Genomic DNA, 22,283 nt, shown 5'->3' on the forward strand with positions numbered 1-22,283 from the left:
CTGTTCAAATGCACGATCAAAAACATTTGTGATCGTTGCTTCATTACAAGCCGATTTACGGGCCTTGTACGAAACTACCCGTTTAGGTAGAGACCAATCCTTGCTCTTTCAAGATTCGCCAAATCCGACGTCTGGACACGATGAGTCCTTGTTCCTGGAGCTTGACTTTAATTTTACGTGTGCCGTAGATTTTGCGATTCTTGCGAAAAATTTCCACAATCGCTGCTCTGGTTTTTCCATTTTCATAGAGCTTCACCATTTTTTTAAAACTCAGTTGTAAACGTACGTCGTTGTTGTTTTGGCATTGTAGAAATCCGCTCCTTAGCATTATAGGTTTATTCTACAAGCCCTTATTTTTTTCTGTCCAATTTAGTGTAGCCAATCCAAACAAAAGCTTTTTCAACGACAGAGAGGGTTTCTGAAATGAAACTCTGATGGAGAAAAGGATAAGAATTTTTTAATACTTTTTGTGGATAGAGATGAGGATGAGAGTGAAATATGAAAATTTCAATTGAAAATTTTAAAGGGATCAAAAGTTTGGAAAGTTTTGAACTGAGTCCTATTACTATTATTTCAGGGGTTAATAGTGGAGGGAAAAGCTCCCTTATTCAATTAATGCTTATGATTAAACAAACACTTGAGAACAATTATTCTGAGCAACTTCTTTCACTTAATAAACCCTATGTTTCTCTTGGAAGATACAAAGACATAATTTATGAAGGCAAGATTAAAAATAACCCATTAATGTGGGAGTTAATCTTCAGTAAAAAAGATATTCCTCCCTTTCTTTCAAGGACGCCTTTCTTTAGAAAGCTTGATCAAAACAGTGTTGAATCACTTACAGTTCGTGTGAGGTTCGCTTCATCAGCTATAAACAATCCTGTTTTTGTAAAAGAATTTTATGTTGGTTGGAAACTATCTAAAAAACCGTTAATATATCTAAAACTTGATAAAGACTACGGTAATATATATAGAGTTGCTAGCAACAGCCGACTTTTCTTTAAAGATAGCTATAATGAATTTATAAGGGAAAGGAGAATCACCAAACTTACTTCCGATTTGGGTGAATGGAAAGCTAGAATAGAGTTTGATAAATTTTTTCCTTTTGAAAGCATCTCTACTACTCTTGATAAGGATGCAGCATATGCGGAAGAGTATTTTTCGCCACTAGCTTTACAACTCATTAACAGGATCCTTGCAACATATTTTGAAAGGATATCTTATTTAGGACCTTTAAGAGATGAACCTCATCCATTTTATGTTAATGATGATGATACAAGTAAAAAAATTGGAAATAAAGGTGAATTTGCTGCTCATATTCTTGAGCGAAACTCCAAGAACAAAGTAATTAACTATAGAATGAGAATGAAAAAAGATGGAGTAATTGAATATTATGATGTCGAAGAAACACTTCAAGATGCTGTGAACTACTGGATATGTGATGTTTTTAAAATGGCAAATTATATAAAGGCTAATCCAATTCAGAGTGGATTGATGTACCAAATTGAGATTCAAGATGTTAGTGGAATTAAAGTTCCTATAAATCACGTGGGTTTCGGGATAAGTCAAATATTGCCAATTGTTATTGAAGGTCTGTTGTCCTCTAAAAAATATACCTTAATTTTTGAACAACCGGAGATACATTTACACCCCAATGTTCAAAGTATGTTATTTGATTTCCTCTATAGTTTAACTCTCAGAGGAAAGAATGTTATCGTAGAAACACATAGTGATCATCTGATAACAAGGCTTCGAAGAAGAATAGCAGAAGATACTAAAGACGAGTATCTTACAAAAATCAAGCTAACTTTTGTTATTAAGGAAGGGTATACTGTTCTGGAACTCACAGATAAAGGTAGCCTTACTTATTGGCCTGAAGATTTTTTCAATCAACTTGATCAAGATATTAGAGCAATTGTGAGGGCTCAAGCTAAAAAGAAAACGTTGAATAAAAGTGAGACAAGTGAGGAAATTCGATGAATTATATAGTAGCCTTAGATCCTCAATGCATAATATGGGAAGAAAATGATTATACATCAGATCCTGTTAAATACTCTCAATTATCAGTTGAATTGCTTGATTTTATGGATATGATTGAATCAATAGATAATAAATTAGTATTAAGTACAGTTATTCAAAACCAGCTTGAATATTATTTCCCACATCTTGATCAAAACTCTGATATTTCACGAGCTATATTTCGTTTTCTTTCAAGAGTATCTGATAATATTATTGATTGCCACAATGAAGCGCTACCTGGTATTATATCTTCTCCCGAAGTTATTAATTATACACTTGATACTGAAGTTCAATCTGAGATGAAAAAGTTATTATCTTATATGCATGAATATAAAAATGAAGAGAAAGAGAGGGAAATTGAAGATATAGTTTTTTTTACTATATATAATCATAATTCTCAGTCGCTTAAAATTTTCTATCGAGAAAAACAAAACCTAGTTTCAATATTAAATAATAGTGGTGAACTCGAAGATTTATTAAAAAGATCCTCAAGAAAGTTTGAAATGAATCCTAAACATGATCCTACTGTCGGGTGGGGTTCTCCGTTAAGTGTTGGAGTAACTCAAGCTCAGAAAATGTTGAATGATGCCATAGCAAGCAAAAAGAAAGAAACATCACAAGCTTTATATTACTATGATTTTGAAAAAAAAGTGACAATTGTATTTAGGCCTCATACCAATAATACATATCATGGTTATGAAAACAACGATACTGAATCTTTGCCTTCGGATATACGGAAGGAATTTAAACTATAAATTAACTTTTAGTCATTTTTAAGTTTTACTACTTAGACTTTTGAGTGGTTAGTTAAATATGATTTTAAAAAACGCCTACACCTGGCTTCTTTCTCTAATCTCATTGCCGATCAGATTTCGTCTTGACAATGTAGGGCATAGGGGACCTAACTATCCTATAGATATTTTCAACTAAAAAAGACTAAGGACACAAGGCTCCTAATCTGCTAACATAACTGCATACCCAAATCTCTGAACGCAGAAAGTATGGAACATAAAAAAGAACCTTAAATCCTTGTGGTTAAAGGCTTTATGTCCGATCTTTCCGTAGTGTAGAAAATGGACTAAGGGAGCTGTTTCAGGACTTAAAACCTTCGGTAGGTGACTACCGTACCGGTTCGATCCTGGTCCTCGGCACTAATAAAACAAGGGTCTCAGCTCATTTGAGCTGGAGTCCTTGCTTGTTTTTAAGCGATTTTGCTAACACTGCTTATTTTTCGTGCCCCGTAGAAAAAACGTTTGATACTCAATCACCTACATTAATTTGAACCCCATGCTGGTCAATTGGTTTATTACTATTAGAAATATTGGGCTTACTATTGTTATTATAGTTGTTTGAATTAGACAAAGGGATAAAGTAGTTGTTGTAGTCATTTGGGTAAGCGTCAAATTCGCCACGATATTGATTCTTGCTATCCCATATAAATGTGATTCCGAGGTTGCCACTTTCAATAAAATTCAATGGAACAAGTGTGCGCCCCTCAGATTAAGTAAAAGGAGCAGGGTCCAAAGTCTTCAAAGATTCCTTCACATAAGCTTTGGTATTATTTAAGTAAAGAGCGACATTGTTATTACCTAGTGTGAGCGAGGCTTGATGATCCGCGAAATTCTTAAATAACACTTGCGATAGGAATCATAACTCGGTTATTTCTAATTTCAGGAGTTGCATACAATTGTGAATCAAGAAGTGTAGAGGTAGTGACGTCAACTAAAAACATTCCGGTGTCATTGACTTTTAAAATAACCTTTTTGGGAGTTATGACCGATTCTGCTGAAGCGGCATTTCCATAAGCCATAATTATAGAGGCGGCGGTTATCGCCACGACCCATTTTCGCGTTCATGTAGCACCCTTTTTTCTGGGATTTTTGAAATTTGATAAGCTATGTAGCTGCTGGGGACGTTTGAAATCATTCTTCAAAGTGTCGATATGATTTCAGAGCGTTCAATGTCACCAAATCTGTGTGCTCAATTAGAACTTCCAACAGGCATTGCTTGATTCTAGCGGGGGTAAGAATTTGCATGAATTGGATACTCACTCCTTTCTTCGGATTTGAGTGCAAAAGTAAATCAAGTAAGGTTACTTTGAGAGCTAGCGCTATTTTCTCCAAAGTTTTTATCGTTGGATTCTTCTCTTCGCATTCGATTTGGCCGATATGGGAGGTGTTTACTCCTGCATTCAAAGCCTGCTGTTCCTGGCCCTGTCCTTTACCAGTCCGCAGAATTCGGATGCTTACTCCGATAAATTCGATGTTTTACAATTCCCATCACCCCTAACAAAACAATAGAATTTTTTTGGAAGGATGCTCAACAGGATATAGTGAGGATTTAAGTGGTTATAACCATGAATTAATACAGGGTGTGGCAATTCAGATGCCAGAGGTATTTATTGAGAGGTTTTTAGTAAGAGGAACATACATTAACAAGGTGGTTTTAGGATTATATCAAGCAGTGCTCCTTCAAACTGTAGAAGCGGTTGCCATCAATAATTACATGATCAAGGACCATTATTTCTATAATTTCTCCAGCGGCTATGAGTCGTTTTGTTAAATTAACGTCCTCAATTGACGGCTCCGGCTCTTCGCTCGGGTGATTGTGAGCGCAAATGAGCGAGGCACTACAGCGTCTTATCGCTGCATGGAATACTTCTCTAGGATGAACGATAGCGGCGTTCAGAGAGCCTACTAAGATGACTTCCTTAAAATTTAGGCGGTTCTTAGTGTTGAGGAAGAGACAGATGAAGTGTTCTTTCTGTTCAAAGCGGAGTTCGGGTTCAAGGAGATTACATACGTCTTCGGGAATTCGAATAGAACTGTTAGTCTGCTCAGGGTAGGTGAGTGCTTTTGCAAGTTTAAGCATATCTATAATTTGTCGGGCCTTTCCCTTGCCGATTCCTTTTATAGATATTAACTGTTGCTCTGATACATCCATTAGTTCTGTAGCTGTAGGAAAGCGCTCGAAAAGCTCTTGAATTGTGTAGCTGTCATTGCTCTCCCTTAATGATTCAGATACTAATTGTCTCAAAACATTCTCCTTAACCTGTCGCAAAATGTTTATCCTCCCAAATAATATTTCATTATCGTATGTATAATAAATAGATTTTTAATTTTCAAATATACGACATATTTACAAAATCCCCTTAAATAGAACGCTTGTTTGGAAGGTTGTGGATGTTATGATGTCGAAACTTACTATTAAAATAGTTCATAAGTCTTATTCACTTTTTTTGTGGTAGTAGCGAACTTACCTTTAGAGTTATCAACTCGGAATATACTTATAAAAAAGCCATAGATGATATTACTGTAGTTGATGTTTTTAGTTTCATTACTTAAAAGCTGGCACTATTAAAGAAGCCGGTCTTGATTCAACTACGCTTTTTAAGACGAGATGCAAAGCTAATTAGTAGTACCCTTATAAACAAGGAGCCAAAAAAATGATCAAGTCACTTAGTTTGCAGACTATAAATGATTGGTTAAATAATACTTTAAACGAATCAGATGATAAATCTTACAGGCACCTTTTGCTAAAAGAGAATTGGGCTGCTAGAACACAAGTGATTGGCACATTAACGCAGATGGTGCATGAAGCTCATGAAGATGCAAGGCTTCGCTTAAGGAAAGCTTTTGAAATTTCTTTAGATCCGATAGAGAATGATCAGAATGATATATATGATCCAACATTTGGATATCCGGAAGTGTTTGATATTACCACGCTAAAAGGATATTTTGGTGAAATTTTTGCTGGCATAATTGCAGAAAATTTCTCTCCATTTAACGAACAATCTTGGAGGGTGCCGGCATTTTCTTTTAGGTATCATGAAATAGCATTTGACCAGTTAGAGATGTTAATGATGACAGGAGAAATGATTAGTGCTATTCCCGGTAGAACCGGTGATGATTGCCTAGCATTTGTAATGGAAAATGAAAAAATAATAAAAGTTCTTTTTTGTGAGGCGAAATGTACAGCTAGTCATTCATCAACTTTAATCAGTGATGCCCATGAAAAGATAAGTAGTAAAAACTCCATCCCTGTAGAAATAAGAAGATTAATTGAAATATTGCGTGATTACGATGATGACGACGCATTAAAATGGATAGATGCTTTACGCAAATTACGGGTGAATATGGAAAAAGACTGTGAGAGATACGATCTTGTTAGTTACATATGTGGTTCATCCCCAAAAAAACCTAAAAACAAAACAACCTGGATGGCTTTGGATGTACCACATGTTAAATATACCGGAAAAAGAAATTTGGAAGCTGTTGAAATACATTTATCTGATGTTGAAGAATTGATAAAAATGGTTTACGGAAAGGAAAATTAACAATGGAAGATAACGGCCAAGCAGAAGCAAATCACTACAGTGATCTAGTGGAGCAAATATCAATTCTTCCTTCAGCTATTGCTAAGCTATATAGCCAATTTACGAGACTTAAGATGAATCAGCCTAGTCTTAAGGGGTGGTATGGCACGCAGGAGTTCAAAGATCGTTTAGATGATGCAGTTCATTTAATTGATGCTGGATTATACGAGCGGGAACTTAGTGGGAAGAAATGGAGAGATTTATTAATGCGCGCAGGTGAAATATTGGAATGGTTGTCTTATCCTGCAATTAATCAATCTAACTTACCCCTTCGTTTGTTGTCGGCTTCTGCTTATCAATTGGCCGGATACCCAGCACTTTCGCTGGGACTATTGAACAAAGATTTGGGCGAAAATAATGAATCACGAATTCTTGGTTCGTTTTTAAAAGCTAATTTTCCAGAACTAATTTCATACATACTAGATTATTGGGAAAAAAGATTCCAAACCAAAGAGACTCAAACAATCACTTATAATACAAAGATAATTGATGAAACGATTAGGGCGTTGGGAGTTATAGCCTCGTATATGAGATGGGGGGAAGATACTCGTTTAGAAAAAGCAAATAATAAGTTCATTGCTCTTTCAAAGGTAATGGTTGACGGAACAGATTCATATTCATGGTTAGTTGCTAAGTTAAGTGCTGAAGTCATTATGGAATTTAACGATAATTCTCTACGGAATCATACTGAAAGTCTATCTTTAGGTTCGACCCCGATAGGGGTAGAAGCTTTTCAAAGATATCTTCGAAACAACTTTATCAGTGGGAAATCCATAGCATGGAGTTCTCAAATTAAAGGTATTGATCGTTTAAAGACGGATAAATCATTTGCGCTTTGTACCCCAACAGGATCGGGGAAAACGACTATTGCAGAACTTGCGATAATTCAGAGTTTATTCAAATCTGATAATAAATCACTCACTGAACTCACTGGGGTATATCCCATAGCTATGTACTTAGTTCCTTCAAGGGCTCTAGCTACTGAGGTCGAGTCAAAATTATCTCGTGTGCTAAATAATTTAGGTAGTCGTCCTATTCAAGTAACAGGTTTGTATGGTGGTACAGATTGGGGGCCGACTGATGCGTGGGTTACTTCAGATAGTCCTACTGTTTTAATATGTACTTATGAAAAAGGTGAAGCCCTTTTAAGATTTCTAGGACCTTTATTTATAAATAGACTAGAACTTGTAGTAATTGATGAAGCTCACGCGGTTCAATTTAATGGGGATTATAAAACCTTAGTCACTGCTGATAATAGAGGTTTGAGGTTAGAGACATTAGCGAATCGGTTGATCAATAATTCAGAAAAAAGAAAAGTAATCGCTTTGTCTGCAGTTGCAGAACAGGGGAATCAGGCGCTGTCTGATTGGATATCTAGTTCTTTGAATTCAGCACCTGAGATTACTCCATATAAAAGTACTCGACAATTGATTGGTCGTTTAGAATGGTATAAAACTGGAAAATATGAAATTCGATACGATTTATTAAATGGTAATGATTTAAGTTTTGCAGAAGAAGAAGATATAGATAACGTTCCATTTATCCAGAACCCATTTGATAGTTTCCCTTTAGGTTATGATGAACTACCGAAGAAGTATACCTCAAAGGGTGTAGATAAACGTCAGCGTCCATTGTTATTTTGGGCAGCTTTACAATTAATTAAGCCCGATGATTTAGGAAACCAGCATTCGGTGTTGATTTCAATTACACAAAACATTAGTGGTTATGCTGAAGATTTTGTCTATTTTTTCGAGGTGATTTTAAAAAATAGAATTGAAGAAATGGTATTCAATACTCCTAGTGATCCGCCTAGAAAGAGTTTATGGGAAAAATGTTTATTATCTTGCGAGGATTACTTTGGAAAGAACTCAGACGAATATAAATTACTAGAAAAAGGAATTGTTGTACACCATGGAAATATGCCAGGCCGGATGGCTAGATTGTTAATTGAAGTAATTGAAAAACGTATAGTTTTTCTTTCATTAGCTACATCTACACTCTCAGAAGGGGTGAATCTACCTTTTGAAACAGTACTTATACCAACGATAATGAGAAATGGTAAGCCCCTAAATACTTCTGAATTTAAAAACTTGATAGGACGGGCTGGACGCCCTGGTTGGGGGACGGAGGGACGAAGTCTTATTATGTTGGAAAGTGCTTCCTCTGATTGGAGTGTTCAAAATGTACGTAGTGCATATTTTAGTGTGATTCAGGAATTATCAGAATCACATATAGACGATATGGGAACTAAAAAAAGCAAAAGTCCTCTGGCAGAGTTACTTAAATATTTAGCTACTCAATGGGAGATTCTTTCTGGCGCAAATTCTATTGAACAGTTTTGGAACTGGTTAGAAACTACAATCCCATCAGACATAATTGAAAACATGAATGCAATTGATGCTGAAAATTCTTTAGATACATTAGATGGTTTACTACTTTCAATAATAGTTGAATACGAGCAACGGAAATCAGAAGTGTTGACCCGCGCTGAACTTGAAAATCATCTAAAAGAATTATGGATCAAAATGTATACTTATTATACAAACTCCAAAAACGAGAATATATGGATGGAAAAGATTTTCTATCGCCGAGGTGGAGCTATAATTGATCATGTTTATCAAGATCCTTCATATCGAAGAAAACTTTATCGTACCAGTTTATCACCTAGGTATGGTAAACAGTTAATACATCAGCACAATGATATAATTGCTCAATTAAAAATGGGTGATAAATATGCGGTATGGTCGGTTGATGAAAAACTAAGTTTTATTTTTAATTCAGTTGAAGTAATAACAAATCTTGAAAAATTCAAGATACCGAATGGGATAGGTTCCAGAACGTCATTTAAAGAATGGAAACAAATATTGCATTGGTGGCTCCATCCAAGTAGTGCTACAAGTCATCCGAAAAACAATGAGATTTCAAAATGGATTAAGTTTATCAAACAGAAGTTTGAGTACTTATTTAATTGGGGACTCGGAAGTGTGATTTCTTTATCAATGGACTCTGCAAATGAGGGGACGTTGAGAGCGACAACAATTCAGGAATGGCCAAACTTAGAATTACCTTGGATCGTATTTTGGTTAAAGGAACTTATAGTTTGGGGTACACTTGATCCAGTCGCAGCTTATTTTCTTGCTCATGGTATTGACAACACACGCATTGAAGCTGAAAAAAGAGCTGAATCATATTATTATGATAAAAGTTCTGAGCTAGATGAAGAATTATTAAATGCTTCTAGTATTAGATCATGGGCAGAGAGTCAATATTCTAGCTTAAATAAAAGTAATCTTCTTATAGCTAAAGAAATGAAAGTAGAAGTTAATGATAGAGTCTTAAAAAGTTCTTGCAAACAGTGGAGAGTATTACCTATAAATACTGGTGATAAAATAACATGGATTGACGCTGCTGGGTATGAACTAGCAACAGGCTCAATTCCAAGTAATTGGAATTATCAGGTGGCTCACAATGTTGATTTTATCTTAAATAGTGATAAGTCAATAATATTAAGCTCAGATTATCTATAAGTGTTGTAATAGAGCCATCCTAAATATTAATAGCAGAACGGAAAGTAAGTAGATCAAATCTGCTGTTTTTTAGAAATCATTCAAGAATACTGATTTACTTAATGAGAGTGGGGAAAATTATATGTCCTATAATTCTAAAATTAAGCATTCTAAAGAAAAAGTATATAGTCATGCCATTGCAACAAAGATTCTAGACTTGATGGATAAATTGAGATTTGATGAAAATGAGGATTCTTCAAGACGCTGGATATGGGAATTATTACAGAATGCAAAGGATGTAGCCCATGATAACAGCAAGCTTAAAGTTCAAATTGATTTTAAAGAAGAATTCGGAGACAAAATTGTTGAATTTAAACATAGGGGGAAACCATTTACAACTGATAATGTAACCTTTTTAATAGAACAAGTCTCTACAAAAGAAAGGTCAACTCAGGAAAATGTAAAGAAAAAAACAACAGGAAAATTTGGCACAGGTTTTCTAACGACACACTTGCTTTCCGAAAAAGTTGAAATTGAGGGTATCTTAAAGGAAGTGGATGAACCCTATAGAAAATTTAAGATACAACTTGATCGTAGCGGTACTAATATTCACGAAATTATCAGCTCAGTAAATAACTCACACCGTTCACTTGAAGGGATTGATCTACAACCTCCATTTGATGGTTACTCACCGAATGAATATAATACTGTGTTTAGGTATGTTTTGGACGAGAATGGTGAGCAAGTAGCAAAGAAAGGGATTAATGACCTTCATACTGCCTTAACCTACACACTAATCTTTTTACCCGAGATAGAATCCGTGAAAATAGTCGATGAGAATGTTGATTATGAGTTATCACCAGATATCCGTGAATTAACTGATAATATTAATGTTTACAAAGTGGTCAAAACCATGAATGGGGATAAAGCCGAGACTTTGATTGTGGTTTTAAACGAAAACGATGTTTCTATAGCTGTCGAGATTGAATTTATTAATGATAGAATATTTCTAAAAGAGTTTAATCCATTAATTCCAAGACTATTTTGTGATTTTCCTTTAGTCGGTACTGAAGATTTTTCATTTCCTGTTATTGTTAACAGTGCGAACTTTAATCCAAATGAACCGAGGAATGGAATATATCTTACTGATCGTTCTGGGGGAAAGATCGAGGAGAATAAATCTATAATACTCAAAGCTGTTAAACTCTACAGTGTTCTGTTGGAACATGCCTCAAGAGAGAACTGGGGAAATATTCATATTCTTGCAAAGATTCCGACACAGAATGAAAAATCGTGGATTTCTAAGGAATGGTTTAACAATGAAGTGATTCAACCTATTAAAACAAAAATACTGAATACTCCAATAGTAGATACTGAAGATAATAAAAGAATTACTATTCTTCGTGGGGATGGAACAGCAAATGTATGGTTTCCATCAGCTTCTTCTGAAGATTTAAGAAAAAAAATTTGGGATCTAGCATATCAATGGATTCCGTCGATGTTGCCACGGAAGGCTCATGTTGATTTGTGGAATGAGCTTTCTTGGCTTGAAATAAGTAAGCTTACATCGAATGTGATATCTAACTCGATCCAAAAGAGACTTGATTTGGCAAGTTTGGAGAAAATGCTTGTTAAAGGAATTAGCCCAATCGATTGGCTAAATTCTTATTATGAGATATTAAATTTAGATCAGTCTTGTTTGAATGATGTGAATAACGATGTGTTTTCAGTTATCCCTAACCAGAAAGGGATATTTAAGAAAAAGTCAGAACTAAATATTGATGATAATATAGAGGAAGAACTAAAGAATGTAATGGAACTTCTAGGAATTGATACTCGGGACTACTTAATAAAATGTAAAATATATACTGGCCAACTCAAGTATAAGGTTAAACGGCAAGAAGACATGATAGAAGAAATAAACAAGATCATTAGAGAGGGTAAACGCGAAAAGATCTCAAAAGCATGCAACTATTTGGTGACTTTATTTTCAGATGCGGTCGATTTTCCAGAAAAAAGAGAATTGATCTATCAATTTTGTAAGGCAGTCTATCCAAATGAGATAAACGAAAAGAAAAAAATATATAAGTGGTCTGAAAGTATCTGGAAAGAAGTCGATAAAAAACAAATCGGTTGGATCGCACAGGTGATATCGAGAACAGAGAGCGTTCCAGCATTAACCGTACATTTAAAATTGGAAAATGATCTTCAGACTCTAAATTGGTTAGATGGGTTTATTTCATATGTAAAGAACAATTATGTTGATTTTTTAAACGATAGTTCTAATCCTATTCTTCCTAATCAAAAGGGTGAATTTATCACAATAGTCGATTTGTATTTAGATGCTGGTGGAATTGATGAGATCTTAAAAAAAATTTCTGCTGAATTAGGTTATGATTTCCGAAAAGAACTGCTTGACTTAAATATTTTCTTCGATATATTACCAGATACCAGAGTTAAGAATGAACAGGATATAGCAGATCAAATATCTACCATGTTAATAAAAAGATTAAACGAATTTCCTAGAAATCCGGATACCAAACTATTATTTAGAAAATTATATATATGGTTTAACGAAAATAAAGAAAAGGCTAAAAAGATGTTTCCTGAAATTCATAAAAACAAACATAAGCTAATAGATGATGAAGAGATTGCTGATAATATGGATAAAGCCGAAAAGTTCGATAAAATATTGGGGAAATATGGGCTTAAGGATGAGGGAGCTTTAGACAAACTATTAGCTCAATCTAAAGTAGAAAGTAATTTAATCGATGAAAAGCATAGAATAACAGAGGAACTTCTAATTCAATCTGGAATATTCTCGGATGAAGGATTGGAAAAAGCATTTGAGAACAGCTCATTCGCTGATAATTTCATCCATACATCTGATAGGGATGCTATAAAATATAACTATGTTCAAAAAATATTAAATAGATCAAAAGATCGAATTATTGAATACTTAAAAACCAAAAAAGAATATAATTTAGATAATATCATCCCAATCGATAAAACGATTTTTTTGATATCGAAAAATGACGAGGAAATATATCTTATAACCAGACCGTCGGATTATGGCCAAATAATAATTTATTATGACACAGAAAGAGATGTACTTGATTATGAAAAAGATTGGGAGATATGGGTTGAAAATGGAGAGGATGATCCTGAAAAGATAACATTTGGAAAAATACTAAAAACGACTGGTATAAATAAAATCCCACTAAGAAAAATTCGATAGGTGCTGAAAAATGTCCTTAGCAATCGATATTGAAGAAATACTAACAAATAAAAGTAATACCAATCTTATCTGTAGAGAATTTCAATTAAAACCTAGTGCTATTGCAACATATATATGTGCCTTGGCAAATACAGAAACTGGTTATATTATTATTGGTGCTACGTATGAGGATCAAAAATTTCATTTGAATGGAATTAGCCCAACATTTAATTTTCAAAATATAGTTGATAATGCCCTGAAGTTATTATCGTTTAAACCTGATATCAATTACGAGGTTCTAATTAATAAAAATAAACACTTATTTGTGATTAAGGTTCAAAAAACCGAGATAAGCATTTTGGTTAATAATAGAAAATATATGTTGGAAGGTTCTGAAATAATAAAATGTAAAGAGGAGATAATATTGGATACTACAAAAGTTTTTATTGTACATGGTCATGATAATGAGGCTAAATATACAACAGCACGATTTGTTGAGAAGTTAGGTTTAGAAGCGATTATTTTACATGAACAGGCGAGTAAAGGAAAGACAATTATTGAAAAAATTGAAGAGCATTCCAATGTTGGATTCGCAATTGTTTTATATACCTCATGTGATGTTGGAAAGTCTAAAGATGAGCAAGATTTAAAATCAAGGGCAAGGCAAAATGTTGTTTTCGAGCATGGATACCTCATTGGAAAAATAGGGCGAGAAAATGTATGTGCATTAGTGAAGGGACAAATTGAAAAACCTAATGATATCTCAGGTGTTGTATATATTGATATGGATACTCATGGTGCATGGACCATAGCCTTAGCTAGAGAAATGAAGAGTGTAGGCTATCAAATTGATATGAATAAGATTTAAATGAGTTTTAAAAGTAGTTAGACAGTTTCTAAACCCAAAATAGAGGCTTGAGTTATCTCTGCCGATTGAAAATAGGTACATTTTCAGTGAAGAAGCAAATTTAACTCCTGACCTTCATTTTGCTAACATTTTTGCTAACATGGCTGCATATCCAAATCTCTGAACGCAGAGTGTATGGAACACAAAAAAAGCCTTTAACCCGCATGGCTAGAGGCTTTATACTCGATCTTCCCGTAGTGTAGAAAAGGGACTAAGAGGGCTACTTCAAGACTTAAAATCCTGAGGTAGGTGACTACCGTACCGGTTCGATCCCGGTTCTCGGCCCCCTTGATTTATAAGGGTTTACGAATGTAGCCTTTAAAAAAGCTTCCGTCAAAAGCTAAAGATTCTGTGTATCTAGGAATTACATTCCAACACACAGGACCAAGACGATAATACTCCTTTTCAGTGCTTGTCTAATCACAAGTTCTGGAGAGGAGTTTTTATTATGGTTAGAAATACAAAAATTAAGAACACCAAGGCAGTATTTTGGACAGAGACATTGACGCAATTTTTATTTTGGAAGAAAGCACAGGGTGTCAGTGAACAAACAGGGAAGGATTATGAGCAGCATGTGATGCTCTTCTTCAAGCGGTACAGAAACTCGTTTGAGACAATGGATTATCTTAAAACAACCTGTTTGAATATCTAGAACTATAAGGTATTAAGCCATGCACCTATAACAATCACCTAGTGTATTTGAGGACGTTTCTAAATTGGTGCGTAGAACAAGAGTTGATTGACTCTAATCCTGTGAAATCACTTAAGAAACGTAAAGATGAAGGACGAGATGTAAATATAGATCAGGATATAATAATGAAGTTGCTCACAATTCCCAATAAGGATACTTTTGTTGGACTGCGGGATTTTGCTCTAATTCTCTTGACCTTGGATACTGGTATTAGACCAAAAGAAGAGTTGGCGCTTTCAATTCCAGACTTTAACGCACAATCTTAAGAGATCTATATAACCTTTGAAATGGCAAAAACAAGAGTCTCCAGAACATTACCGATTTCAGTGCCAACCATCAAGGCTATTGTTATTTTTAACAAAATGGAATATGAGGAACCCCCTTATGTCAAAAGCTCTAAAAACAATCATGACTTTTTGTCGCATCCCTGGCATGAAAGAGGCTTTAGCGCAGCCCAATGCCTTCCATACTGAATATTACTGCGATTGGACGGAAATACGTGACTCTTTTTGGTAGTTCGACCCTGTCCCAAAAACTGTAAGCATTCGTATTGTGCACAACCCCATGCTGGCTTAGCGTTCCTCAGCTGAATGAACACTTATAGAGAAATGGAGACTTCACACCAATGCTCCAATTGTCTATTACATGGAGCCTAGGTTCCCGAAATAGCGTAGTGACATTATATTCTCAAAAATGGTTGATGTTACCTTTATATACATTGTACAATGTGTAACGAGACTGGTGTTCATTATGGCGATCATTTATCAAACTAATCTGCTAAAAACCGAGGCTTCTACCGATCACCCGCTTTTAGCGCAGTTTCTATAGCGCAGCCTACCCGTTAGAAACAAATCGGACAGGCCATCGGCGTTGCAACTGACCTCAAGACTTGTTTCTCTGACACCTACAGGAAGATCTTGTCCATATCCTATTATCTGATTCTAGCAGGAAACAACTCACTCAGCCGTTTTTCTCGTGGATAGCGCATGCCAATTCACCCCTCTGTAGCAGATATTCCTTCTTAGCGAAGCAGCAAGCTGTTCCAGTCGATTGAAGAGGCTCAGAGTATGGCCTTTATCGAAAGACAGGGGAATCCAACGAAATGGAATACTGGGCATTTGCTATATATGCTGACGGTAGTCGTTTTTGCTCTCGTGGCTGTCCTCTTGTTTTGGCGTTACGTCCATATCTATGAATTGAACTTAAATATATGTTTGTGGGGTTTGCTTATGGTGAAGAGAATAAAACTTCGCACGTTGTTAATAGGAGGGTGTATTACCCTTTTTTTTCTTGCTTTGCTCGGCAGAGTATTCTGGATTCAAGTGTTGGACCGGGATTTCTGGCAAGCCAGGGCCGCAGAGCAATGGGCCCATACCTCGGTGATTAAAGCGGTGCGTGGCACGATCGAGGACCGCAACGGCAAGGTGCTGGCTAGCGATATGCCAGCCTACACGGTAGTGGTCAATCCGGCTGCGATTGCCACACTCGGCATCGGGAAAGAAGTTATCACCGGTCTGCATAAACTGCTCGGGAAGCCTGAGGATGAGCTTAAGGCGCTCGTGGAAGCTAAAGACGAGAACGGAAAGTATCTGAAGAACCGGGAGATTCGTAATGAAGGCTGGAAAATAGACCGGGAGCTACGTGACAAGGTCGATGAGTTCATTGAGAAACTGAAGGATGAACATGACACTCCAGAGACTGGCGTCGGCCTGATTAGGGAGCAGAAGCGCTATTATCCGCAACAAGCACTGGCTGCACACATTTTGGGCTATACAGACCGCGACGGCAATGCGGTGATGGGGTTCGAAAAGTATTTTGACAAGCAGCTTAAGGGTGCGGATGGCAAGCTATTCTACCAGAGCGACGGCAAAGGCATTAAGCTGCCTAACTCGGAGGATACTTACCAGCCGGTGGTCAATGGAAGTGATTTTAAGCTGACGATTGATAGCACAATCCAGTATTTTATCGAACAGGCAATGCATAAGGCCTATAAAGAATATAAGCCCAAGAGTATCACGGTAATTGCCGCGGATCCGAGCACCATGGAAATATTGGGACTGGCGAATATGCCGACCTTTAACCCAAATGAGTTCTGGAATTATGCCTCCGATCCCGGGGTATTCTTCAACCATGCCATCAAAACAAGATTTGAACCAGGCTCTACGTTCAAGATTGTACCGCTTGCCGGAGCAGTGGAAGAGAAATTGTTCGATCCGAATGCAACCTTCATGTCCGGTTCGATCCGCATTAAGGGGTACGGCAAGCCGCTGTTTGACCAGAAGAGAAGCGGCTATGGCGAAATCTCCTTCCTCGAGGGTGTTAAGCGTTCAAGTAACGTGGCCTTTGTCAAGCTTGGCTATCAAATGCTCGGCCCGAAAAGGCTGCTGAAATACGTGAATGATTTCGGATTTAACGAACTTACCGGTATTGATCTGCCGGGCGAAATCAGTGGAATCGTCAATCCGACACCAAACAATGCTTCGGAGAACGCGACGATCGCATACGGGCACGGCAAAGTACTTGTTACTCCGATTCAACAGCTTACCGCCATCTCGGCCATCGCGAACGGCGGCAAACTGATGGTGCCGCACGTGGTCAAGAAGACCACGGATCTCAATACCGGCAAGACTATCGTAACCCAGTCGCAGGTGGTACGTCAGGTTATTTCCGAGGAAAGTGCCAGAGAAACCAGCAGCTATCTGGAGCAGGTCGTTGCAGATCTGGACCATGGAACCGGCCGTCGTGCGTACATTGAAGGCTATAGGGTAGCAGGCAAGACCGGTACGGCGATTAAACCTGACGGTAAGGGCGGGTATGACCGTAACAAGGTGCACTCGTCCTTTCTCGGATTCGCACCGGCTAATAATCCGAAGATTGTGGTCTATGTCGGCATTGACGAGCCTGCTAATGCTGCTGGTGGTGGTGCTGCGGCGGGACCGGTGTTTAAAGAGATCGTATCCGAGGTATTGTCTTATATGGGTGTGCCAAAAGTTACAACGGGCGACGGAGACAGTGTTTCCATGTCCGTCAAGAATGCACATTCCGCGCAGCGCTCTACACCCGATCTTACTGGAAAAATGGTGCAGGTGGCCAGAAAATCACTGATTGATCAGGGCTTTGACTTTGAAACGGTCGGAGGTGGAAGCAACGTGGTCAGCCAGTATCCAGAGGCGGGCACTCTACTTGCTTCGGGACAGCGGATCTATCTGTTAAGTCAGCAGGGCGACCAGGCATCCATTCCTGACCTCCGGGGACAGTCGCTGCGTGATGCGCTGGAGGTGCTCAATCTGCTGAAGGTCAAGATTTCGTCGAAGGCGAAGGGTATATCACCGAGCAGACAGAATCAACATGGCACTCCAAAAGGATTGTACAGCTGAAGCTTAGCCCGATGGGTGCATACGGCGAGGATATTTCGGTATCTACGACGGAAGAGGAAGATACGGATACCAAGGAAAGAGAAGGGTAGTCGGCAGCTAAGAAAAAGGAGTCCCAGCAGCCTATTAAAAGGCTATTGGGACTCCTTTTGAATCTTTAGTGTGAACCGAACCATTCTTTGGCTTCAGTCTTATTGAGTCTCCATACAACGAGGATGGGCAGGATGATGCCTACAAGAAATCCTAAGTTGTGCCAGACAAAATATTCAACGATTCTAAGCACGATTAATATAGAGGCAAGCAGGACTGCATTCTGGCGGCGGGAAGGTGCAGGATATCCCAGGCGGCTAGCTACCCACAAGGCTACAATTCCAAAAATGATCATCACGGCTGCAAGGACAACCTTCATGGTCTGCTGGCTGCCGATGGAGTAAAAACCGTTGAATAGATTCACTACCGCAGCGAGATATAAAAGGATCTGAGTCAACATCACTGCCGATGGTTTCTTGCTTCCTGTGCGTACATTGCTTGACATAAGGATCACTCCTCTTTTGAGATAGAATCTGTGTGAGTTGCTGCTGTTAATACGGCTTCGGCCTGGTCACACCAGGCTAAGGCGGTTCGGGCGAATTCCATCCCGTATTGCTTCAGTAGCAAGGGAACGGTCAACGGAGACGTGTCTTCAGATGATTCCCAGCTTGCTCCCGGCTGTACCTCCTGAATGGTATTCAGGAACCATTGAAAGCTATCACGCCGTTCCTTGATCAGGTTTAGCAGCAGTTCAGGATCTTCCTGACTGGCGAACAATAATTTAACCAGATTCTCGTCCCTGATGTGTAAATGGGCAGAGGAAGTGGACAACCAGGCCCGCAGTGCTGCGCGGCCTTTTTCGGTTAGCTGCCACCGCTGGCGGGATCTGGGGCCTTCGACTCCGTTGAAAGGCTGAATCAGTTCTTGCTTCTCTAGTACTTTCAATTGAGGATATAACTGCCCGTCACTGATGCCCCAGAAGAACCCTGCGGATCGCTTGGCTGCTTCACGAATTTCGTAACCGCTGCGTGGTTGCAGAGAGAGAAAACCTAGGATCGTCCATGCGGTTGGCGTCTGCTCCATATGCGCCGGTTCTGGCGTCATTACTGGCTGCACAGGTGCTTGTTCACCATTGGCAGAAAGGTCATTATTCATCTATTAGTTCACCTCGCTTAATACCTCTGGCAGAGATATAATCGCATGAAAAAATGAAATTGTCAATTTTCATCATTTTTATAATTCCTGATTAGAGCTGCATTATGCAACAAAAAGGAGGAGCCCAAGGCACCTCCTTTTTGTAACAGGCGATTTATTTACCTTTAAAATAGTTCATACCCATCGCCTCGCGCACCTCAAGCATCGTTTCTTTGGCGGTCAGGCGTGCTGTCTCCGTGCCTGATATCATGATCTCATCTACACGCTTGGGATGATTCTGGTAGGTTACACGCCGCTCCCGCATCGGCTCCAGCAGGTCATTGATGGCAGTGAAAATCTTTCTTTTACACTCTGAGCAACCCATTTGCCCTTTAGTACAGTCTTCATGAATTTCCTGCGCCCCTTGTGGGCGAAAGGCCTGATGATAAGTGTAGATTGGACAGATGTCAGGATGACCGGGGTCGGATTTGCGGATACGGGCGGGGTCCGTAGTCGCTTTTTGAAGCTGCAGGCTGATTTCCTCCGGTGTGGAGTCCAGATAGATGGCATTTCCAAGACTTTTGCTCATTTTGCTGTTTCCATCCAGACCGACGAGACGAGGGATCTCCCCCACAAGGGCTTTAGGTTCGATTAACACGGGCTTATACAACTGGTTGAAGCGGCGGACGATTTTGCGGGACTGCTCAATATGGGGCAGCTGGTCTTCACCCACCGGCACCAATGATGCTTTGCAAAAGGCAATATCTGCGGTCTGACTCACTGGATACCCCAGGAATCCGTAATACATATCCTGAAAGCCGCGCTCTGATGCCTCTGCCTTGATTGTAGGGTTATGGCGCAAAGCGTTCACCGTTACGAACATGGAGAAATAAGCTGTCAATTCTGCAATCTCTGGAATCAAGGACTGTACCACAATGGTAGCTTTCTCAGGCTCAATTCCCGCTGCCAAATAGTCCATGGCCACTTGACGCAGGTTCCGCTGAATTAGCTCCGGCTGTTCGAAATGGGTCGTGAGGGCCTGCACATCCGCAAGCAGTAAAAAGGTGTCATATTGATGCTGTAAATCTACCCGGTTCTTCAGACTTCCGACGTAATGTCCAAGATGGAGCTTCCCTGTAATCCGGTCTCCAGTTAATATACGTTCTTTCATGAATAATCCTCCTCAATAATAGGTTTTTGCAACAGGAATTCGGGAACCACCAACCATCGTCCATGGACATCACCTCCTTTAAAAAATACAAAAAACCCCGTCCGTAAAGGACGAGGTTATCGTGGTACCACCTTTTTAACCGCTACCAAGCGGTTCACTAAAAGTACAGGAAGACGCCATAAATAGGCGGTCTTGCGATACTCCTCTCTTGGTAACGGGGAGAGACTCCCGGCAGCGCCTACTTAAGGTTTCAGCGTAGCGACTCAGAAGCCCATTCGGCATCAGGTGAGGATCGGTTCACAGCGACCACCGACTCTCTGGACCTCAACATCTGATGCGTACTTACTCTTCGTCAACATCGTTCATCCGTTTCACATTTCTGTTATTATAATCCATCTTATGTTGAAAATCTAGATCTCAGGCTTTATAATCTTCAATTCGTTCAGGACTGGCTTCGGCCAGGGCCTGGCGCAGACTGTCCGCACCATGCTCCCGGTAGCTCGGTGTACCCGGCTGCTGACGCCAGGACTCGTCCAGTCCGCCAGCATCTATAGCGTCAAAGCCTAGCTCTTCGACAAGTTGAAGCACAATTGTCTTGGCAGCGGGATCATCCCCGGCAACTGGCAAGGCAATGCGGTTGGGTGAACCAGCAGGCACGCCGCGTTCAAGCAGATTAGCAGCGGTAATCCCATTGAACACTTTGTTGATGGGGCGTTTCAAGTGCTGCTCGACCCAGCGACTCTCCGGCAAGCCAGCCTCGATCTCCGCAATGAGGCCGTCACGCTGACGGGGATAATAATTACCGGTGTCAATAATGACAGCGTCTGGTGCAGTGTGATCGAAGAGACCCTCGGGAAGATCAGGAATGTTCTTTTGCGGAATCGTGACAATGACCAACTGGGCTCCACGGGCAACTTCCGTAACATCTTGAGGCGTGGCACCGGTCTCTGCGGCGAGTTCTGTTAAGGTGTGAGGAGCGCGAGAATTGGCAATTGAGACTTCATGTCCTAGCTTGGTAAGACGACGGGCAAGATTTCCACCGATATTTCCGGCTCCAATAATTGCAATTTTCATATATTCCGACTTCCTCTCCCGATATAATGTGGTATTGCAATTCAACTGTAGCAGAGAACTTAGAGACTGTAAACAACTTCTTGACTGATCGTTACAAATTATCTATACTGTGATTTATCTTTACATAGAGAGGGGGGCAGATTACCATGACCAAAGGCGGGAGACCGCGAGAGTTTAAAGACACGGCTGTAATTGATGCTGCCATGGAAGCCTTTTGGATACACGGATACGAAGGGTGCTCCACTGAGGATTTGTGCAAACAGACAGGCCTTGGCAAAGGCAGCTTGTATAATGCGTTTGGCAGCAAACATGAATTATACTCACAGGCACTTCAGCGGTATCATGAGCAGGGTATACGGGAGCAGGGTGAGATTTTAAAGCGTCCAGTGTCATTGAAAGACAGGCTCCGTGGGCTGTTGGAGTGGGCCATTGAGGAGGACTTTTCTGAATCGGAGCGAAGAGGGTGTTTTTTGATCAACGCTGCGATGGAACGGGCAGGGAGCGACCCCATGGTGGAACAGGTGGCAACGCGGCATATCGCTTACCTGGAAGAGGCATTTTATTTGTTAATGGAGCAGGGCATTGCGACCGGCGAGATCACATCAGGGAGAGATGCGAAGGAACTGGGAAGCGTGTTTCTTAGCAGCTATTACGGACTGCGCGTACTTAACAGTTCTGCACAGAATCGTGTTTTGGCCAACACCATTGTCGAAGGCACATTGGCAGCCATTTATTAGCCGGATATCCGGCGCTTTTTTTTGCGCTAGAATTGTACCGATCATTAC

18 protein-coding genes and 1 other annotated feature are annotated in these 22,283 nt (G+C 39.4%); of the genes, 10 read left to right on the forward strand and 8 right to left on the reverse strand.

The window, feature by feature from the left end; all coding sequences use genetic code 11:
- Positions 1 to 82: 82 nt before the first annotated feature.
- The gene (locus AC3Y23_RS08750) at positions 83 to 256 is read right to left on the reverse strand and encodes an IS3 family transposase (protein ID WP_379197756.1); all 174 of its coding nucleotides are present in this window, start codon (positions 254 to 256) and stop codon (positions 83 to 85) included.
- A 242-nt stretch (positions 257 to 498) separates the two neighbouring features.
- Here AC3Y23_RS08750 and AC3Y23_RS08755 point away from each other — a divergent pair, with 242 nt between their 5' ends.
- The gene (locus AC3Y23_RS08755; protein WP_379197758.1) at positions 499 to 1,980 is read left to right on the forward strand and encodes an AAA family ATPase; all 1,482 of its coding nucleotides are present in this window, start codon (positions 499 to 501) and stop codon (positions 1,978 to 1,980) included.
- Positions 1,977 to 2,774 (forward strand): hypothetical protein, encoded by a 798-nt coding sequence (locus AC3Y23_RS08760; RefSeq protein ID WP_379197760.1) that lies wholly within the window; start codon positions 1,977 to 1,979, stop codon positions 2,772 to 2,774. Before AC3Y23_RS08755 ends, AC3Y23_RS08760 begins: the two co-directional genes overlap by 4 nt.
- Before the next feature lie 869 nt (positions 2,775 to 3,643).
- On the opposite strand, the gene AC3Y23_RS08765 is transcribed toward AC3Y23_RS08760, so the two are convergent.
- The 3 genes from AC3Y23_RS08765 to radC all read right to left on the reverse strand — a co-directional run bounded on the left by AC3Y23_RS08765 (position 3,644) and on the right by radC (position 5,079).
- Positions 3,644 to 3,829, reverse strand: a complete 186-nt coding sequence (locus AC3Y23_RS08765) for a hypothetical protein (protein WP_379197762.1) — start codon at positions 3,827 to 3,829, stop codon at positions 3,644 to 3,646.
- Positions 3,830 to 3,941: 112 nt separating this feature from the next.
- On the reverse strand, positions 3,942 to 4,283 hold the full coding sequence (locus tag AC3Y23_RS08770; protein ID WP_379198560.1) for a helix-turn-helix domain-containing protein: 342 nt from the start codon (positions 4,281 to 4,283) through the stop codon (positions 3,942 to 3,944).
- Positions 4,284 to 4,470: 187 nt separating this feature from the next.
- Positions 4,471 to 5,079: a RadC family protein gene (gene radC, locus AC3Y23_RS08775; protein ID WP_379197764.1), complete on the reverse strand. Its 609-nt coding sequence runs from the start codon at positions 5,077 to 5,079 to the stop codon at positions 4,471 to 4,473.
- Between the two features lie 385 nt (positions 5,080 to 5,464).
- On the opposite strand from radC, the gene AC3Y23_RS08780 reads away from it, so the two are divergent.
- From AC3Y23_RS08780 to AC3Y23_RS08810, 7 genes are all read left to right on the forward strand, one after another.
- A complete protein-coding gene (locus AC3Y23_RS08780) occupies positions 5,465 to 6,355 on the forward strand; it encodes a hypothetical protein (RefSeq protein WP_379197766.1) in 891 nt (296 codons plus the stop codon).
- A 2-nt stretch (positions 6,356 to 6,357) separates the two neighbouring features.
- Positions 6,358 to 9,921 carry a DEAD/DEAH box helicase gene (locus AC3Y23_RS08785; RefSeq protein ID WP_379197768.1) on the forward strand — a complete coding sequence of 1,188 codons (3,564 nt, stop codon included), beginning with the start codon at positions 6,358 to 6,360 and terminating at the stop codon, positions 9,919 to 9,921.
- A 121-nt stretch (positions 9,922 to 10,042) separates the two neighbouring features.
- Complete coding sequence (locus AC3Y23_RS08790; RefSeq protein ID WP_379197770.1) at positions 10,043 to 13,138, forward strand: sacsin N-terminal ATP-binding-like domain-containing protein; 3,096 nt, start codon at positions 10,043 to 10,045, stop codon at positions 13,136 to 13,138.
- Between the two features lie 10 nt (positions 13,139 to 13,148).
- Positions 13,149 to 13,985 (forward strand): TIR domain-containing protein, encoded by an 837-nt coding sequence (locus AC3Y23_RS08795; protein ID WP_379197772.1) that lies wholly within the window; start codon positions 13,149 to 13,151, stop codon positions 13,983 to 13,985.
- A gap of 487 nt (positions 13,986 to 14,472) precedes the next feature.
- A complete protein-coding gene (locus AC3Y23_RS08800) occupies positions 14,473 to 14,676 on the forward strand; it encodes a hypothetical protein (RefSeq protein WP_379197774.1) in 204 nt (67 codons plus the stop codon).
- Between the two features lie 101 nt (positions 14,677 to 14,777).
- Positions 14,778 to 14,981 (forward strand): hypothetical protein, encoded by a 204-nt coding sequence (locus AC3Y23_RS08805; RefSeq protein ID WP_379197776.1) that lies wholly within the window; start codon positions 14,778 to 14,780, stop codon positions 14,979 to 14,981.
- 1,029 nt (positions 14,982 to 16,010) lie between these two features.
- Positions 16,011 to 18,092 (forward strand): penicillin-binding transpeptidase domain-containing protein, encoded by a 2,082-nt coding sequence (locus tag AC3Y23_RS08810; protein ID WP_379197778.1) that lies wholly within the window; start codon positions 16,011 to 16,013, stop codon positions 18,090 to 18,092.
- Between the two features lie 154 nt (positions 18,093 to 18,246).
- Here the strand turns inward: AC3Y23_RS08810 and AC3Y23_RS08815 are convergent, their stop codons facing one another.
- The 4 genes from AC3Y23_RS08815 to AC3Y23_RS08830 form a co-directional block, all read right to left on the reverse strand.
- Positions 18,247 to 18,624: a hypothetical protein gene (locus AC3Y23_RS08815; RefSeq protein ID WP_379197780.1), complete on the reverse strand. Its 378-nt coding sequence runs from the start codon at positions 18,622 to 18,624 to the stop codon at positions 18,247 to 18,249.
- A 5-nt stretch (positions 18,625 to 18,629) separates the two neighbouring features.
- Entirely contained in the window at positions 18,630 to 19,274 is a 645-nt protein-coding gene (locus AC3Y23_RS08820) for a PadR family transcriptional regulator (RefSeq protein ID WP_379197782.1), read from the reverse strand.
- A 154-nt stretch (positions 19,275 to 19,428) separates the two neighbouring features.
- The gene (gene trpS / locus AC3Y23_RS08825; protein WP_379197784.1) at positions 19,429 to 20,424 is read right to left on the reverse strand and encodes a tryptophan--tRNA ligase; all 996 of its coding nucleotides are present in this window, start codon (positions 20,422 to 20,424) and stop codon (positions 19,429 to 19,431) included.
- Between the two features lie 103 nt (positions 20,425 to 20,527).
- Positions 20,528 to 20,789: a binding site (T-box leader), on the reverse strand.
- Positions 20,790 to 20,841: 52 nt separating this feature from the next.
- Positions 20,842 to 21,543 (reverse strand): NADPH-dependent F420 reductase, encoded by a 702-nt coding sequence (locus tag AC3Y23_RS08830; protein ID WP_379197786.1) that lies wholly within the window; start codon positions 21,541 to 21,543, stop codon positions 20,842 to 20,844.
- 101 nt (positions 21,544 to 21,644) lie between these two features.
- On the opposite strand from AC3Y23_RS08830, the gene AC3Y23_RS08835 reads away from it, so the two are divergent.
- Positions 21,645 to 22,235, forward strand: a complete 591-nt coding sequence (locus AC3Y23_RS08835) for a TetR/AcrR family transcriptional regulator (RefSeq protein WP_379197788.1) — start codon at positions 21,645 to 21,647, stop codon at positions 22,233 to 22,235.
- Positions 22,236 to 22,283: the final 48 nt, after the last annotated feature.

It is taken from the genome of Paenibacillus sp. MAHUQ-45 (assembly GCF_058133325.1).